This is a genomic window from Hymenobacter sp. IS2118 (genome assembly GCF_000715495.1).
In the GTDB taxonomy this organism is placed as follows: Bacteria; Bacteroidota; Bacteroidia; order Cytophagales; family Hymenobacteraceae; genus Hymenobacter.
Window position 1 is genome coordinate 1 of sequence record NZ_JNLX01000141.1, and the last position, 16,268, is coordinate 16,268.

A 16,268-nucleotide genomic window follows, 5' to 3' on the forward strand; every position below is an offset into this window, starting at 1 on the left:
ACTGATGTTACGCAGCCATTTTGGTTAACGCGTAGTGCATGGCTTTGAGTCCGCGCAAATAAAGTTGGGCTTTGAGGCGAAAATGACCAATGCCTAATTGTCGGGTTATCTTCTCTAACTTGATGTAGGCCAGGATGGAAGAAAAGAAATGATTGGCCTGCGTATCGATGGTTTTCGTAGGCGACTTGCCCATCGACGTGTTTTGCTTGAGCGATTTGTGGTACTCCTCGATTTTCCACCTTTTCTGGTAGATTACCGTCACTTGTTCCCCGGTCAAATTCGTATCGCTGCTCACCAGATATAACACGCCCTGCGAACCGTCCTTATTTGTAAAGACTTGCCGGACCACGAGCACCGCCTCCACGACGCTCCGTAGCCAGACGCGCAAGGGCTGCCCATCCGGGAAAGCCAGCGTATCAAGGGCCTGGAATTCCCCATTGCCGCGCCCCACTTCGCTCAGGGCCACGGTGCGCGAGGTGGGCAGGGCAAAAATAAAGTCGTGGCCCAACGCGCGCACCTGGTTCATGTTCTCAGCCGAGGCATACCAGCTGTCGGCCAGCAGGTAGCCGTAGGCCACTTGCTCTTGGGCCACGCGCAACATGGCGCGGAGCATCTCGTTTTTCGTCAGCGGGCTTTTCTGACTCACTTTCTGGGTTTTAGGGTCGGTTACGGCCTGCGTTTTCTCCACCAGCTCCACGGCAATCGGCACGGCGAGCGAACCGGCCACATAGAGCAGGCTCACGAAATTGAGCCCCTTCACGTACCGCCCCAGGCTATGGTCGTAATGGGTACAGAGCAGGGCATTGGCATCGGTGTGGGCCTTCTCCAAAATAGAATCATCGACGATAAGAACAGCAAAATCGGCTGCTTCCAACGTCCGCTCGGTTTGCCGAATCAGCGGTTTGGCATGGCCCCAGACCTGGCGTGAATCCAAGTGTACGCTGCTGAGCCAGCGCGTCACCTGGTCGTGACTAAGCTGCCCATCGAACAGGCGTGAGAGGCCCGTAGCCGAAGTTTGGCCCGTCGAGCTGATGAGATAATCCGTGTACAAATCCAGGGTGCAGGCCATCGAAAACGGTAGTTAGAACGGAAAAATACTGCGTAACATCAGTTATTGAAATCAGTGGCGTACCTGTACAAATCACACCCAGTCAAGTCTATTCCTTTGAGGTTGGAGAAGACAAGTATGTGGGCGCAATTTGGTTTTTGGCCAAGTTAGAGGGATTCAAAAAGCCTGAATTAGGAATTTTTGCCGAAGCCCTTCACATCTATCTGTCCGCGAATTTTGCAAACGGCTACCATGTGAGCGCCCAGAATTGCTTGATTGTTGACGTTCTCAATAAAGAAGATGTTAATTATCAGATGATAGTTGACAAGAAGATTCCTTCTTTATTATTTGAGACATTGGAAAGTATAAAAAACACTAGATAAACGTATAATTGGCCTTGGTTAAAAGTTTGGTACCAAGGTTAAACGAGCCGGTCATCAGGTCCTGCCTGGTTCATGCTCCCCACTGCGCGGCGGTAGAGCCAGAAAGGTGCGCCTTGCCGGCCCCCGCCAATTGGGGGCTGTTATGCCGGTGGAAACGGGGCCAGCAAGTGGAACCACTACCGCATCCTGCTGGCCCCACCTTGTTGACCTGTTCGGCCCGCTCATTGATGCTGCCACTTATTTCTTCGCTTTGTATTCTTCCCTAATCCAACGAATGGCTTGCGGCACTACTTCGGCTGGCTTGAGCGGCTCGTCGGGGGCGATGGAGTGGCCATACCGTACCAAGCGGCGGTCGGCGAACACGGCGGTTGTCAGCAGGAGAACGGACCCATCGGACAAATAAAAGCGGCTTCTGCCGGTCGATACCCCGCACGTGCCCGCCCCAAAGCTTCGGGTGTGCTTTCGGGCTTTGAAGGCGACCGCAACGGCCTCGCCCGAGCTGGCCGTTAGGGTATCGGTTAGCACGGCCACTACCGGGTTGGCAGACTTAAGCGTATAATAAGTGGCGGTTTCTGCCTCTATGTCGCCGTCCGCCAATGCCTTGCCTTTTTCGTATCGCCACGCGGTTTTGGTATTATTCGAGTCAAAAGAATAGCCGAGCGTATCTTCTCCCAAAACCGGTCCTACCCCTACCAGCATCGGCCACATATTCCCGCCCATATTTCCTCTCAAATCCACGAGCCAGCCTTTTAATTCGGGCTTATCCCGCTCCTTGATTTGGGCCTGTACGTTGGCTATGTACGCGTCTAGCTTTTCCTGGCTGCCGACAACCCAGGAAATTCTGATGTAGCCGATGTCCCCCGGAACCGGCTCGTCGGGGTATAGCGGGGGCTGCTTGGCAGTGGGTATTTCGGGGCCTTTCACCGGGCGGGCACAATAAAACTGTGTGTGCTTATCGCCTAGGGCCACGATGGCACATACAACCGCTGGATAGGCCTGCTCAATTGTTTGGGCGCCACTTGCTTCCGTTAGCAGATTCTGCTTGAAAACTACCCAGTTGATGGCCGCCCGATTAACGAAATTGGCTTGCATAATACTGACTACCTCCTCCAAATAGTTCCGCACCGCCGGGGAGGGGGGCTTACGTTCGGCACGACAAGTAGCAAAGACGAAGAATAAAATGCTGAAGTAGCGTAGCCGTTTCATCCGTCCAAGTTAAGATATGCCTAGCATACAGGTAGCCGCCCAGGGAGCCTCCGGCCACGACCCGCGCACCGACCACTTGCGCCCGGTCATAGAGTATCTACTAGCCCAGGGCAACCGCCCGGCTCACTGGTGGCACGCGGAGAACGGCCCGCGCAGTCGTTCACGTTTGAATGACAGCCCAACGCCCGCTCGTTTAACCTTGGTACCAAACTTTTAACCAAGGCCACTATTGTGCGACCCCTACTTAGGAGGAAGCTGAGTCGGTGGCTCGGTGAGGGGTACCTTCTGCTATGGCGCGTAAAGCCCATCCTTGCTCCTCTTGATGGGTAATGAGCTGCGCGGTGTGGATTGCCCCGGCCACATCGCCCGCTTGCACCTGAGCCTTGGCAAGGTCGGACAGATAGTAAGACCGGAAGTAACCATTTTTCATGTCCCCCTCGCTGAATCCCTCGGCGCGTTCCCGCGCCTGTCGCAAGGTGCGCCGGGCGGCTTCAGTGTCCCCGGCCTGCTGCTGCGCCTCCGCAATCCGCTTCATCACGTCAACGTACCGGAACCCGGTTACGGTAGCCGCCAGCCACTGCGCGGCGGCTAAGTCGCCCCGCTGCACCAATACTTGCACCACGGCCCCGATTACCTCGCCTTTGGTGTCGGGGTAGGGCAGCCGCTGCGCAGTGGCCACGGCCGCCAGCAGCTCGCCGGCCTGCACCTGAGCCCGGGCCACGGCCTCTACCGCTTGGTTGACGTAAGGCCCGCCCGGAGAAGGGGTAATGGCCTGCACCGCTCCCGCAAGGTCGCCCGCCCGTAGTAACGCCAGCACCTGCTCGTACCAGATGCTCCCCTGCGCATAGGCGGCGTCCTCGGCCCGCTTGTCGGCCCGTTTTTGCGCGGGGGTCCACTGCTCGCGTGGGGTCAGTAAACGCCGCGTGGCTGAGTCCATTTTTGCCCCGAACAAACGAGAACTTTTGGCGGGTTGGGGAGTGGCCTTCTTTCCTTCTTGTTCCTTCATTTTGTCGTTTGACATAATCCCACTTGTAAGCGCGCTCGTGGGAAAGTGGTGGTTTTCGGCCCGCCTGGTCGCTGCGGCCCGCGTGATACTTTGCTGCGCTGCTATAAATCCCAAACGATAGGCTTTGAGAAATCCGGCCGCGACTGCATGATGCCCTTTCGGTTGGGACTGTCCCAAAGGTCGCCCTGTCGGGTAAAGCCAATGCTTGGCGGCAAGTCAAAGCGGGCTTGTACCGCCTCCACGTCCAGGGGCTGCTCAAACAGGAACTCGCCCACCCCGTCGCGGTCAACATAGAAGCCGTCCGGGTTCAGTCGCAGGTAGCTTGGGCGCGGCGTGGGCGGGTTGCCCTGGGCTGTGAGAAAGTCGATGATGGGCCGCAGGTGCTCGGTGGCGCTGCCGCTCGGCGAGTGGCTTAAAATGGGCTGCTTTTCGGGTTTCATAGGCGGCGGCCTTACAATTGCAAAAACAGGTGGGTTAGCATTAGCGCTGGCTCCGGTAAAGTCTCTGGCATTCCAACCAGCCGCGGGCTTCGTGTTCGGCCTGCTGATGGCGGCCGGCCCGTTGCGGGTCGGAGGCACGCTCAGCAGCCCGCGCCAATCGCTGCGCCCGGTCGGCGTGGTGGGTCGGGTTGCCAGGGTCGAGCATCTGAGATTCGTCGGCCACCCGGCCGCCGCGCTGTGCCAGGGCCTCGTGCGTGGCCAGCAAGTAGAGAATGCGGTTCCGCTTGTACGGCCAGTGCTCCAGCAGCTCGTCTAGCTCATTCATTGATGCCTGGTAGGCCAGCGGGTCGCGTTGCAGCTGCGCGGCCGTGTATCGGCGGCGGGCGGCGGGCCGGTTATTTGGCCGGGGCTGGGCTGGGGTAAACGCTAGGGCCTTCGCCTGCTGGGGGGCTTGCGGGGCCTGGCGCGGCCCTTTGCCGGTCGGGGGGCCTTGCTTGCGGCGCTGGCTTTCGACCAATGCTGCCTCGGCCAGCGTGAGGTTGTAGGCGTGGCGGGCGGCTTTCTTCGGGTCCACCCACTCCCGCCGCCGGCGCTCGTTGAGCATCAGGCCGTGTACGTTCTCCTGGTCCTCGTCGTGCACCATTCCGACCTCCCAGTGCGTGGCCCCGTTGTCGAAAAATGCCTTCCGAACGGCCAGCAGTGCCACGGTGCGCGGTTGGTTCCGGGGCCACTGGCCTATCAGTTCGTCCAGCTCGTTCATCGCCGCGAGATAGGTCGGGTACTGGTGTAAACTGAACAGGGTGTAGGCCGGCCGGGTAGGGTCGCCCCGGAAGATTTTGACCGGGTAATGATGGGCCTGAAACTGCTGGCGGAACTGTCTTTTTTGGCTTCCTGTCATGCTACAAGATACGCCAAAAAGCCCGTTTTAAGGGAATTTGAGGCATTTTATACACAAAAAAGCGTGCCTCCCCTACTCTGCTGCCAGCAGCCGACAGTTATGGGGCGTCGTGGGCAACATTTCGTACTTCTCCCCCATGGCGGGGTACTCGTGAATGTGGCGGCCTTGCTCGTCGCGGTACGAGAGAAAGGTATGAGCCGCTGCGGCTTCGGCACGCAACTGCTCGCGCATCGCGTCCTGAAAATCGGGCGAAGTAAGCTGACCCAGAAAGACCGTGAGCGGCGAATCAAAAGCGAACGAAGGAGGCATACGACGTGGAAAACGGGTGGGGCCACGACTGACTAACAGTAAAAAGACCTACTCCATTCCCGTTCCCTGGCCCCGACGCGGCCCCTGGGTGCGGGCTTGCGCCTGCTGCACCTCCCGCTGACCGGAGGCTTGGCGCTGCGCCCGGTCGGCCTCGCGCTCCTGCACCTGGTGCCCCGGCTGCTTGGCCGCCCAGTCCAGCACCAGACTAATGTCCTTCAGTTCGTGGCGGGGCTGCTGCACGCTGTACTGCACCACCACCTCGCTTACCCGGTTGCCCTGGGCATCGACGGTGTGACTCACGGATACCGTGGCTCCTTTGCTGGTCAGCGTACGCTGCAAGGTATCGGCGCGGCCCGTGGTCTGGATGTCGCTCACCGGCTCGCTCACGCGCACCACCAACTGCCGCTCGGCCTCGCGCTTGGCGGCGTAATCGGCGAAGCTCAGGCTCGTTAGTTCGGGCATGTGATAGGCGCGGCCCTCAAACCCCACGGCGGGAGCCGGGCGGTCTGCCGCTTTCGCGGCGCGGGCAAATTCGAGCAGCGCCGGCGCTAAGAGGCCGGGCAAGGGCCGGTCCTTTTCGGTCAGGAACTTCAGCTTTTCCTCGGCTTCCCGGGAGGCGTCATTTTTTCCCCAAAAGCCCCCTTTCGCCTTTGCTTCTAACGCAGCCTGCTGGCCATAGCTGCGCGCCCACTGGTCCGCGTGGTAGGCTCGTGCCGCCACCTGGCGCTCTAATTCTGCTCTAAGCGCCGCTGAGTGCGGGTCGCCTTCCATCCCCTGCAGCACAGCGTCTATCCCTTCCTCATTCGGGTACATCTTCAGATGCTGACTATACGAGTCAATAATCTTGTTCCAGGTCTGAATGGGTCCGTTTCGTTGGGCCAAGTCGGCCGTATATTTTTGATAGTCTTCTTGCCACTTGCGTTCTACGACTGGCAGTTCCGGCACTTTTACCGCTTGGCGCTCCGCTTCCTGGCGTTGGGCAGCGAGTTGACGCTGTTCCTGCGCAGCAGCTTCCAGCGCGGCTTGCTGCCGCGCCTGCTCGGCGGCAGCACGTTGGTCCGCTTCCTGGCGGGCGACCTCAGCCTGCCGCGTGGCCTGGTTGGCTTCGAGCTGCTTCACGATGCCGGCCAAGCTGTATTCGCGCCCAATCTCCGACCCTTTGAGCGTCTGCCCCTTCCTAGAAAAGCTGATGCCGGTCGGCTTGCCCTCCTTGGTCTGAAACACCCGGAACGTGATATCCTGCTCGTTCAGCTGCTGGCGCAGGTCCTTGCCGTCGGTGGCCGTGGTCAGCGCTGTGCGCAGCGCCTCCTTCAGCTCATGGCGGGTGAGGTCCACGCCGTGCAGCCGTTCCGGGTGCTGCTTCTCGGGCCGCAAACCTTTCGGCGGGGTCAGCCCATGTTCCTGAATCAGCTCAGTGAGCGCCACCTTTGAGAGGTAGAAATTCTGCCCGTCCTTGATGGTTTTTCCGTCGTTGTCTACCCGATTGGCGATGATGTGCAGGTGCTGATTATCCTTCTGGTCGTGGTGCCGGATGATGGTGTACTGCGTGTTGTCGAGTCCCATCTTTTGCACATAGCCCTCGGCAATAATCAGCATCTTCGCGCTGTCCAGCTGGGCCGCGTCGTCCGGGTTAAAGCTCAAACTCGTGTGCCACACGGCTTGCCCCAAGTTGGGGTTTAGCTGCCGCCCGCGGTTGAAGTCCATGCTCATGTGCGCGGCACTATCCGCCCGTACGCCCACGGCCACCAGCACCTCGGCTTGCTTGTCGCTCGGCAAGTCCTTCCGCCCTTCGAACTGGTAGCGCACCAGGCCCGCAAAGCTGCGCCCTATCGTTGTGCGGCTTATCATACGAGAGCCCCAAAATAGTTCAACAATCGGTTGACCTCCGCCGCCTGCTGGGTCACTTCATTGGCTACCCTTTCGAACCCGGCTTGGTGCGCTTTCTTAGCTAGCTGATTGAGGTTATTGGCTAGACCTGAGAGCTGCTTTAGACACTTATCCTGCTCTACCGAAAGCTGTAGCATCGGACGCTTGCGCTGACTTATGCCAGCCTCCACCAAGGGGCGCAGGAACTGCGATAGTGGCTGCCGCACTTCGGCCGCACCCGCTTCCAGTTCCACGTACCGGGCCATTGAAACATGCGTGGTCACGCTCTTAAGCTTCTCCGCATCGAGCTTCCGTGGCCGGCCACCAGCGGCTTTACCCGTGCGCTTCGGTTGGGTCTTTTGTTCGGGTACGGGGGCTGTCGTCGGCATGGGCGGAGTCGTAAGGCGGTTCTTTTTGCGACCAACGGGAGCAAAAAGCGAGACGTTTTGCGCTAGCAAAACCTGTCTTGCTCCCTTACGCCAGAACATACGATAAAGGGGGCGCTAGGGATACGTTAGGGGGCTTCGGGGTTACTAGGCTACAAGGTAGCTACCATACAAGAACTAGGTTCAGAGTCGCTAAAATGACTCCCTGCCACTGGTGCTTTCTCAAGTAACAATGTAGCTTCTTCAGGGCCTCAAAACATCATCGCTTCTTCAGTCCAGCACTTCATCAATGCTATGGGAACAGTTGGCAAAATCTCTGAGTTAGCTGGTTGTATTGCTAGTCGACCACGCAACCGCTCGCTGGCTGTCTTAGCTATCTGCAATTGCAAAATGCAGCTCACCGCACGTACCTTTTATAGACGAGTAGCAACACTGGTTTGAGCATCAAGGGACATCTCTTCACTCGCATAATGTCACTGAAGGCACTAAAGGGGGTAGCACAAGAGTAGGAACAGAAAATATCGCTAGGCCATTTCGCTTAACGACGCTTCCCAGTCCGTGAGGGCGCGCAACGGGCGTAACTGCCCGGCCGCAACCGCTTCCGGCAGCGTGAAGTCGTAGCGGCCCAGCATGTTGACGTGTTCGTGCAGTAACGGCGAAAGGCGGGCTACGTCGTCTGGGTTCAGGTTCCCTTCGGTTTCTTGCCACTGTTCCAACGCCTGCTGCAAATAGCGAGTGTTCCACAGCACCAAGGCGTTCACGACCAGGCCCAGCGCGCCCAACTGGTCCTCCATGCCCTCGCGGTAGCGTTGGCGTAACTCGCCTTTCTTGCCGTGGAAGACGGCACGGGCCAGCGCGTGGCGGCCCTCGCCGCGGTTGAGCTGCACCAGGATGCGCCGGCGGTAGGCCTCGTCCTGCACGTAGGCCAGCAGGTAGCGCGTCTTCTCCACCCGCCCGAATTCCGCCATCGCCCGGCCCAGGCCCGAGAGCGAACCCGCCCGCTGCAACGTGCGCATCACGGCGGTGGCTTTGACCTTGCCCAGCTTGAGCGAGCCCGCCAGCCGCAGCATGTCGTCCCAATGGTCGTGAATGAGGCGGGAATGGATGACGTGCCGGCCCAACTCGTTGAGCGGGCCGTAGTCGTCCTCTTTGTTCAGGCGCCAGAAGCGCTGGTCCGAGAGGTCGGCCAGCCGGGGGCTGAACCGGTAGCCCAGCAACGCAAACAAGCCAAAGACGACCTCGCTGTAGCCGTGCGTATCGGCCATGATTTCGCGCGGGTCCAGGTTGGTTTGCTGCTCCAGCAGTCCGGCCAGGATGAACAGGGAATCGCGCAAGGTGCCGGGAATGACGATGCCGTGAAAGCCCGTGAACTGGTCGCCGGTAAAGTTGTAGTAGGTCACGCCGCGCTGCGAGCCGTAGTATTTGCGGTTCCACCCGGCATGAAGCGTGCGCACGGGCACCACGAAACGCATGCCATCGGCCGAGGCGACTTCGCCCCCGCCCCAGGCCTGGGCCAGGGGTAACCGGGCTTGCCCGTCCACCAGACGGGCGTTGGCGGCGGCAAGCGTTTCCGCCCGCACGTAGTTTTGTTGCACCCAGGACAAGCGCGGCAGCGTCAGGGCGGGCACTTCGGGCCGGGCCACTGCCTTTAGGCCAATGTTGCAGGCTTGCGCCAATAAAACGGCGCAAATGCTCAGCGGCAGGTCGAGCGCTTTGGTTTGTCCATCGGCCACATGCGTGAAGGCCCCGGTTAAGTCCGTGAAGGCATCGACTTCCAACAGCAGCGCCGCCAGCTCCACGCGGGGCAACTGCCCCGCCAGCTGCTCGCGCAAGTGCGTCAGGCTGGCTGGTTCCTCCTGCGCCGACAAGGGGCTCACCCGCACAAAAGGCTGCCCGTCCTGCTGCACCACCTGCAGCGCCGTGTTGTGCGGCAGGCTTTCGCCCACTCCCCTGTAGGCGGCCCGTAGCTGTGCCTGGAGCCGAACCAGTTCCACGGCCGGGTCGAGGGAGCGGTCCAAGGCGCGGGCCACCGCCTCCCGCGCCGCCTCCCAGGCCTCACCTTGCAGCAGTTCCGCCCGCGGGTCGCCGTAGCGCTCACTTGTCGCAACGAATACCTCCCGGCGACGCAGGGCCTGGTGCAGCCGGTCCAGCACGCAAAGGGTGTACGCCGCCGGGTTCACCTCGTCTTTGCCGGGAAACACCCGCCGCGCCCAGCTTTTGGGCACGAGGGAGCGGGGCGCCGCCGCCCACTTCGGCCGGCCCCGCCCACCGGCTTCCTGGGCCTGTAGGAAGCGCCACGCGTCGAGCAAGGGTTTGGCCGACGGAGCGCCCTCGAAAGTAACGCCCGCCAGCAAGGTCGGCAGGAACCGGCGCACCGTCGCGTAGCTGCCGCTGAGCGCCTGGAACTGTGGGTCGTCTGCGGAACCGGCCAGCGCCTGCACTGCGTCAGCTGCTGCCCGCAACGGGGCTTCGCCGATGCGCCCCAGCACTTGGTTCCGAATGTGGGCTTCGGGAACGGATTCGTCCAGCAGAATACGCACCGCTTGGTGCAACACTAGCGCGGCCTGGTCTAGGTCCTTGAGGGAACGGAGCCGTTCGCGGCGGCGCTTCGTTTCGCCCCGCAGGGCCAGCGACGTCATCAGCCCGTCGAAGAGGTCCAGCACATCGTCGGTGGCCGTGCGTTCGAGGGCCTGGACAAAGGCGAACAGCGTGGCCAGGCGGCGTTCCTCCCCCATGCGGGCCAACGTCTGCCCCCAGGCCACTTGGGCGTGGCGGGCCAGCCGCACCAAGCGGGCTTCGGGCAAGTCGTGGAGCGAGATGTCCCCGACACCCAGGGCGCGCACGTGGTCCAGCCGTCCCAACGCGGCCACCAGAGCAGGGCCGGAAACGCGGGTGGGCGCGGTACGTAACGCTTCCAGTCGGGTGAGCCGCTGGCCAGGCGGCACGACCAACAGCGATTCCAAGGCCTGCTGCTGCACCGGGTTCAACCGGTTACGGAGCTGGCGGTAGAGGTGGCGGCCGGTGCGCTCGCGCACCCGCGCAATCAGGCGAGCCAGCACCGTCACGCCGGGCAGTACGACGCGCTGGGCCACCAGGTGCGCGGTCGCCAAATCGAAGAGCACGCTGGGCCGCACGGTGCTGGTGAGCACCTGGGCGTAAAGCCAGCGGGCCAGGCGGAACGCCTGGCGGCCGTCAAAGGGGCGAAAACCCAGATAGGCCACCACCTGTACCTGGTGGTCGTGCAAGGTGTTCGGCCGGGTGTACTGGTCGCTCCAGGTATCGGCCGTCAGGTGCAGTTGCCGGGCCAGGGTTTGTACCACAACGGCCGGAACCTGCGTGGGAACGGGCAGAAACGTGCCCAAAAACCGCAACGTACCCAGCTGCACGGCGCACCCGAGTTGGGTGTAGGTTCGGCGGTAGCCGGCCAGAAACTGGATGTCCTGCGGGCTCAGGTAAAAGAAACGGGCCAGTTGCTCCGGACTGGGGTCGGCGGGGTAGCGCCCGTAGCGGGCGGCCTGCTCGTCGCTAAGGAATTCAACGGGCATGGCAGCGGATGACAGCGTTGCGCAAGGGCGGAAGCCGTCTGGTCATCGTTCCCACGCTAACCGCCGAAGCCGCCTGTATCACCTTTGGGTTGGTTTTCGATGGTGCTGGCGGGCTTATTGTTCCCCAGAAACCAGGTGAATCCCAGGTAGCCCACGCGCGTTTCGTATTTGGTTCGCAGGTCGGCGGCAAGCCCATCGGCCGCGAGTTGCGTGTACTGGCGGCGCGTGTTGAATACGTCACTCACGCGCAGGGTCAGCGCGGCCCGGTCGCGAAAGAGGCGCTGGCGGAGGGCCACGTCAACCCCGTACACCTCCAGCAAGCGGCCTTGCGGCACCACCAGCGGCGCGCGGTAGTTGCCGCTGAGCTGCACGGCCAGCGTTTTGGTGGGGTTGAAGGTGTTCAGGACATAGGCCGTGCCGGTGAAGTTGGCCCGGGTCCCCTCGCCGCTGAAGCTGGCTACTTGGTTGCGGTAGTAAGAGCCGTTCGCCGTGAGCTTCCACCAGGGGGCTATGGTTTGCGTCAGCGAAACCTCCAGCCCGTAGCTGGCGGTGTTGCCAAAATTGGCGTAGCTGGTGCGGGTGATGAAATCGGGCTGGCCGCTGAGGCGGGTCGCCAGCGTATCAATGGTGCGCAGGCTTTGGATGGACTGGCTGGCAAAGCGCCCGAACAGGGTCGTGCTCAGCGTCGTGGTCTGCCAGGCTACCTGGTGCCCCAACTCCGCGACGTGCACGTACTCGGGGCGTAGGTCGGGGTTGCCCACCACGTAATTGCGGGCATCCAAATAAATGGGCAGCGCAATGATTTGCAGGAAATTGGGCCGGTTTAGCCGGCGCGCGTAGCTGAACTGTAGGCGCTGGTCGTGGGGCAGCGTGCGCGCCACCGTGGCTGAGGGGAAGACGTTGAGAATCCGTTGGCGGGCCGAGCCCGTGGGCAGCACCTGGGCCTGCAGGCCCGTGTATTCGGCCCGCAGCCCGCCCTGGTATTCCCACGCACCCGACTTGTGCTGGTAGGAACCGTAAGCCTGCGGAATGAGCTGCCGGTACTTGTACCGGAACGAGCCGGCTTCCTGCCGAATGAATTCGGCGCCGGTCGTCGGTTGCACCGAATAATCGGCCGAGCCGGGCGTCACCATGAGGTCTGTTTTCACCCCCGCTGCCCAGCCGCGCTTGTCGTCCAGGGGATGCACGTAGTCCACTTGCGCCGAAGGCATCTGAATGGTGACATCCAGTAGTTGCTGGCGGGCGTTGCGCGAATAGCGGGCGGGGCCATCCAATACGCGCTGCTGGGTCGTGACGGTGCCCCCATCCAGAAGGTACGTGGCGCTGGCCGTCAGCACCCGGCCGGGGTAAGCGGCCCACGTGCGCCGGTAATCGCCCGAGACGCGGGCGTTGTAGAGGTTTTCTACCTGCGAATTCTGATTTTGCAGGTCGATGGTGGGGGCAAGGCCGTCGGTGAGCCGGGTGGTAAAGTCCTGCGCGGTCTGGTTGTCCTGTTTGTAGTACTGGGCCGTGAGGGACAGGCGCTGCTGGTCGCTGGGAGCGTAGCCAACACCCAGACGCCCGCCAATTGCGGTTTGGTCGCGGGTGCTTCGGCCCGTCTGGTCGGTGCGGGTGGTGCTGCCGTCTACCGTAGCGACCTGCTGCAAGGACGAGCTGCCCCGAAAGAGATTGTCCGACCCGTCAACTCCCCCAAAAAAGTTGATGTTGCCGACCTTGCGGTTCAGGTTGAGGGACGCCGTGTATTTGTCGCGGGTGCCCATCGTAACCAGCGCATCGCCGTTCCAGCCATCCTGGGTTGGTTTTTTCTGCACCAGATTGATGATGCCCCCCGTGCCTTGGGCCGAATACTGCGCGCCGGGATTGGTAATGACTTCGATGGTTTCGAGGCGGCTGGCCGGCAGCTGGTCGAGGCGCAGGTTGGGGGGAGCTGGCTTGCCGTCGAGGTAGAGCGTGACGCCCGGGTTGCCCCGCAGGCTCACTTGCCCGTTTTCGTCCACCGCCACCGAGGGTACTTTCTGTAGCACATCCGCCGCCGTGCCGCCCGCGCTGTTGAGGTCTTTGTCCACGTTGAGCACGATTTTACCCAGCTCGTTGACCAGCGCCGCTTTTTCGCCCTGCACGACCACGCCGCCCAGCTGCACGGCGGCGGCCACCATCCCCCACTCCCCCAAACGGACCACCGGGGTAGTGGCGTCCATCGTAGCCGGACGGCGGATAGAACGGTAGCCCAGCGCCTCGGCCCGCACCAGGTAACGGCCCAACGCGAGGTTGGTCAGCGCAAAGGTGCCGTTTTCCGCGGTTTGGGTGTTGGCTACCAGGGCCGAGTCGGACACCCGCAGAAGCAGCACATTGGCAAAAGGGAGCGGTTGCCGGGTTGCCTGGTCCAGCAGCGTACCGGAGACTTCGCCCAACGTCTGCGCACGGAGCGGACTAGGCAGTAGGCCCGCTACGAAGAACACGAGCCCCCAACACCACCCCCCGCCTCGGCGCACAGCCGATGTGCCATCAAGAAGTTGACGCAACAGCTGCATGACAGCTCTTTTAACATTCGGCATAAGAAATTGACTGACAAGGTTTATTGCAATACAAGCTACCAGGCAATACCTAGTAAATTGAGCTGAGAATACCGGCTGATTCATCGGGGTTTGGAAGTAAGATGACAGAAAAAGAAAAGGAGATGAGGCAGTAATTTCCCTCGCGTACTCGCTGCCCTCGCGTTCGAAACTAACGAGAATAGGGGGTTACGAGGGGTTACTTCGCTTGTCGGCGCAGGAATAGATAGTAAGCCAGGAAGCCCAAGGCGGTGCTGAACACTAGGATGATGACGGAGTGCAGGCCCAGGGGTAGGTACCAATTACACGCCGTGAGCCCCGCGCCAGTGCTCAGGAGCAACGCGACCCACTTCACCACTTTGTTTAGCTCGTCCTGCGGGCCGGGCAATAGGCGCTCGACCACGCTTTCCGAAATGATGGCCGTATCAACTATTTTGTTTTTTAGTAAGTAATTAAGTACCAGTTTAATGGCTGCCAAAACGAAGTAGCCGAGCAGGAAAAGGGCGATGGCTGGAAAAATGACCCGTCGCGCAATCTCCACCGCGTTGGCATCAAGGGTCGGTAGCAGGGCCGATTGGGCCGATGCTTCCCCGGCGGTCAGGCAGCAAAACAGCAGCAACAGAAACCTTTTCATAAGTCGGGTTGGGGGTAATACCGCATGAGACCGGTCAGCGCCAGTCAGGTTGCAAAAAATCAAGAAAAAGTCAGCAGGCGCATTTGCTGGCGGTGCCGGGTCAGCAATTCCAGGCATTGCCCGGCCACGACCAAGCCCGTCACGGCCAGCAGCCCAGCCCCTAGCCCGGTGCCCAAGCTTTGTAAAATCGGTACCAGCTGGCCGCCAAATACGGCCAGGAACGCCACCACCACCGCCAGCACGAGGGCGGCCACTCCGCTGAGCACCCAGGGAAAGGCGGGCTGGGGCCGGGGCAACTGTGCCAGGACGCTCGCCGTGAGGTCGAAAGCGAAGACCGGGGGCGGCAGGTGGGCGGCGGCCGTGAACAGATGCTGGTACGTAGCCACCCGGCCCTGACACAAGCGGCAGCCGCGCAGGTGTGCTGCCTGGGAGTCCGGCAGCAAGGAGGTGGATTCCGCCGCTTCCTGAAGGGCGCGCTCGGTGAGATGGGGGCTGGTCATAATTCGTCTCGTTTATAAGTGGCCAATAGCTGTTGTTTTAGCTGTTTCCGCGCCCGAAAGAGGTAGTTTTTCACGGTCCCGTCCGGCAGAGAGGTTATCTGGGCAATTTCCTCGTAGCTCAGTTCCTGCTGGTGATACAAGGCAATCAGGGTGCGGTAGAGCGGGGGCAATTGCTCGATGGCCGTGCTTAAAATACCGGCCAGGTCTTGGTCAAAAAGGGCCGCTTCCGGGTCGTAGTCTGGCCCGGCCACTAAACCGAAGGGGGGACTACGGCCTTCGTCCGACGAGTTGTCCGGCTTGTGCTCCGACAAGTCCACTAGCACCAGTTGCTTCTTTTCCAGGTAATGCAGGCACGTGTTGTAGGCAATCTGACCGACCCACGTGGAAAGCTTTGCTTGAAACTTGAACCCGGCCAAATGCTTAAAAACCTTCAGGTACACTTCCTGCGCGACATCCGGACGGTCCGCGGGGTGGCGAATCATTTTGAATACCATCTGCGTGACCAGCCCCTCCGTGCGCTGCACGATTTGCCCAAAAGCCGCGGTATTTCCTCCCAGCACCTGCGCCACAAGCTGCTGGTCGGTCACGGGGAAGGCGGGCAGTTTGCTCATCTAGGCATGAGACCGGTCAGTCGGAATGATGTTGCATAAAGACTTTTTTCGGCAGTCACTCCGTTTGCGAAAAAGCGTTTGTGCAGGCGACTCAAGCCGGCGTACGGGTGCCGCCAGTGGGTACATCCAAGTGCGCGAGGTACCGGTAAATCGTCGCTCGTCCCACGCCCAGCAGTTGTCCGATTTCCGCCACCGTTTTGTCCTGTTGCAAGTAAAGCGTCTTCGCCGCCTGCGCCTTGGAGAGGGCTTCCTTCGAGAGGCCTTTGGGCCGACCGCCCTGTCGTCCCCGCGCCCGGGCAGCCGTCAGTCCGGCCTTGGTGCGCTCGCGGATAATGTCGCGCTCAAACTCGGCCAGTGAGGCGAACAGATTGAACATAAGCCGGCCCTGCGCCGTGGTCGTATCCAGGTGGTCCTGTAGGCTGACGAAGTGGATGCCGTTGTCTTGAAACCCCGTCACCAACGTGACTAGGTCCTTCAGCGAACGGCCCAGCCGGTCCAGCTTCCAGACCACGAGCGTGTCGCCGGGCCGCAGCCGGGCCAACAGGTGTTGGAGTGCCGGACGCTCTTTCACGGATGACACTTTTTCCTGGGCCACCTCGGCACAGCCGTAAGCCTGCAAGGCATCGGTCTGCAGGTGCAGCTGCTGGTCGGAGGTGCTCACACGGGCATAGCCGAAAATCATGGTAGTTTTTCTCAGGAAGTCAACGGAGGCGAAGATAGCGAGTCGTTGATTGGTGAGAACAGGAAATGAGACAATCTTTGGTCGCTTTTCGGGGCGCAAAGCAGGCCAGGCGGGTGGGCCGCTAAAACGGCCGTATTTTGAGACAGCCGACCACGCAGTTTTCCCCTACCGATACTTTCTGTTCCTACTCTTGTGCTACCCC

15 protein-coding genes are annotated in these 16,268 nt (G+C 61.0%); 1 reads left to right on the plus strand and 14 read right to left on the minus strand.

What is annotated here, in order from left to right; translation table 11 throughout:
- Positions 1-7: 7 nt before the first annotated feature.
- Complete coding sequence (locus GM79_RS13400) at positions 8-1,069, minus strand: transposase (protein ID WP_035562095.1); 1,062 nt, start codon at positions 1,067-1,069, stop codon at positions 8-10.
- A gap of 137 nt (positions 1,070-1,206) precedes the next feature.
- Between GM79_RS13400 and GM79_RS25500 the strand changes: the two genes are divergently transcribed.
- The gene (locus GM79_RS25500) at positions 1,207-1,431 is read left to right on the plus strand and encodes a hypothetical protein (RefSeq protein ID WP_035564697.1); all 225 of its coding nucleotides are present in this window, start codon (positions 1,207-1,209) and stop codon (positions 1,429-1,431) included.
- 237 nt (positions 1,432-1,668) lie between these two features.
- On the opposite strand, the gene GM79_RS23145 is transcribed toward GM79_RS25500, so the two are convergent.
- The 13 genes from GM79_RS23145 to GM79_RS13470 form a co-directional block, all read right to left on the minus strand.
- The gene (locus tag GM79_RS23145; RefSeq protein WP_051718879.1) at positions 1,669-2,637 is read right to left on the minus strand and encodes a S41 family peptidase; all 969 of its coding nucleotides are present in this window, start codon (positions 2,635-2,637) and stop codon (positions 1,669-1,671) included.
- Positions 2,638-2,881: 244 nt separating this feature from the next.
- On the minus strand, positions 2,882-3,574 hold the full coding sequence (locus GM79_RS13415; protein ID WP_152559989.1) for a hypothetical protein: 693 nt from the start codon (positions 3,572-3,574) through the stop codon (positions 2,882-2,884).
- 170 nt (positions 3,575-3,744) lie between these two features.
- The gene (locus tag GM79_RS13420) at positions 3,745-4,083 is read right to left on the minus strand and encodes a hypothetical protein (RefSeq protein WP_035564701.1); all 339 of its coding nucleotides are present in this window, start codon (positions 4,081-4,083) and stop codon (positions 3,745-3,747) included.
- A gap of 40 nt (positions 4,084-4,123) precedes the next feature.
- Complete coding sequence (locus GM79_RS13425; RefSeq protein WP_152559990.1) at positions 4,124-4,981, minus strand: hypothetical protein; 858 nt, start codon at positions 4,979-4,981, stop codon at positions 4,124-4,126.
- Between the two features lie 72 nt (positions 4,982-5,053).
- A complete protein-coding gene (locus GM79_RS13430) occupies positions 5,054-5,290 on the minus strand; it encodes a hypothetical protein (protein WP_035564705.1) in 237 nt (78 codons plus the stop codon).
- 48 nt (positions 5,291-5,338) lie between these two features.
- A complete protein-coding gene (locus tag GM79_RS13435) occupies positions 5,339-7,138 on the minus strand; it encodes a relaxase/mobilization nuclease domain-containing protein (protein WP_035564707.1) in 1,800 nt (599 codons plus the stop codon).
- Positions 7,135-7,545 carry a MobC family plasmid mobilization relaxosome protein gene (locus GM79_RS13440; protein WP_161787176.1) on the minus strand — a complete coding sequence of 137 codons (411 nt, stop codon included), beginning with the start codon at positions 7,543-7,545 and terminating at the stop codon, positions 7,135-7,137. The genes GM79_RS13435 and GM79_RS13440 overlap by 4 nt, the downstream gene beginning before the upstream one ends.
- Positions 7,546-8,066: 521 nt before the next feature.
- Positions 8,067-11,087: a Tn3 family transposase gene (locus tag GM79_RS13445; RefSeq protein ID WP_035560189.1), complete on the minus strand. Its 3,021-nt coding sequence runs from the start codon at positions 11,085-11,087 to the stop codon at positions 8,067-8,069.
- Between the two features lie 56 nt (positions 11,088-11,143).
- Positions 11,144-13,498: an outer membrane beta-barrel protein gene (locus tag GM79_RS13450; RefSeq protein ID WP_035560191.1), complete on the minus strand. Its 2,355-nt coding sequence runs from the start codon at positions 13,496-13,498 to the stop codon at positions 11,144-11,146.
- 340 nt (positions 13,499-13,838) lie between these two features.
- Positions 13,839-14,273, minus strand: coding sequence for a hypothetical protein (locus tag GM79_RS13455; RefSeq protein WP_035560193.1), 435 nt, complete (start codon positions 14,271-14,273; stop codon positions 13,839-13,841).
- Positions 14,274-14,332: 59 nt separating this feature from the next.
- A complete protein-coding gene (locus tag GM79_RS13460; RefSeq protein ID WP_035560194.1) occupies positions 14,333-14,773 on the minus strand; it encodes a hypothetical protein in 441 nt (146 codons plus the stop codon).
- Entirely contained in the window at positions 14,770-15,384 is a 615-nt protein-coding gene (locus GM79_RS13465) for an RNA polymerase sigma factor (protein ID WP_035560196.1), read from the minus strand. The genes GM79_RS13460 and GM79_RS13465 overlap by 4 nt, the downstream gene beginning before the upstream one ends.
- A 91-nt stretch (positions 15,385-15,475) precedes the next feature.
- Entirely contained in the window at positions 15,476-16,066 is a 591-nt protein-coding gene (locus GM79_RS13470) for a recombinase family protein (protein ID WP_035560197.1), read from the minus strand.
- Positions 16,067-16,268: the final 202 nt, after the last annotated feature.

Coding starts and splice junctions, on each gene's coding strand:
- GM79_RS13400 (WP_035562095.1), bottom strand. CDS start 1,069: ATGGCCTGCACCCTGGATTTGTACACGGATTATCTCATCAGCTCGACG.
- GM79_RS23145 (WP_051718879.1), bottom strand. CDS start 2,637: ATGAAACGGCTACGCTACTTCAGCATTTTATTCTTCGTCTTTGCTACT.
- GM79_RS13415 (WP_152559989.1), bottom strand. CDS start 3,574: ATGGACTCAGCCACGCGGCGTTTACTGACCCCACGCGAGCAGTGGACC.
- GM79_RS13420 (WP_035564701.1), bottom strand. CDS start 4,083: ATGAAACCCGAAAAGCAGCCCATTTTAAGCCACTCGCCGAGCGGCAGC.
- GM79_RS13425 (WP_152559990.1), bottom strand. CDS start 4,981: ATGACAGGAAGCCAAAAAAGACAGTTCCGCCAGCAGTTTCAGGCCCAT.
- GM79_RS13430 (WP_035564705.1), bottom strand. CDS start 5,290: ATGCCTCCTTCGTTCGCTTTTGATTCGCCGCTCACGGTCTTTCTGGGT.
- GM79_RS13435 (WP_035564707.1), bottom strand. CDS start 7,138: ATGATAAGCCGCACAACGATAGGGCGCAGCTTTGCGGGCCTGGTGCGC.
- GM79_RS13440 (WP_161787176.1), bottom strand. CDS start 7,545: ATGCCGACGACAGCCCCCGTACCCGAACAAAAGACCCAACCGAAGCGC.
- GM79_RS13445 (WP_035560189.1), bottom strand. CDS start 11,087: ATGCCCGTTGAATTCCTTAGCGACGAGCAGGCCGCCCGCTACGGGCGC.
- GM79_RS13455 (WP_035560193.1), bottom strand. CDS start 14,273: ATGAAAAGGTTTCTGTTGCTGCTGTTTTGCTGCCTGACCGCCGGGGAA.
- GM79_RS13460 (WP_035560194.1), bottom strand. CDS start 14,773: ATGACCAGCCCCCATCTCACCGAGCGCGCCCTTCAGGAAGCGGCGGAA.
- GM79_RS13465 (WP_035560196.1), bottom strand. CDS start 15,384: ATGAGCAAACTGCCCGCCTTCCCCGTGACCGACCAGCAGCTTGTGGCG.
- GM79_RS13470 (WP_035560197.1), bottom strand. CDS start 16,066: ATGATTTTCGGCTATGCCCGTGTGAGCACCTCCGACCAGCAGCTGCAC.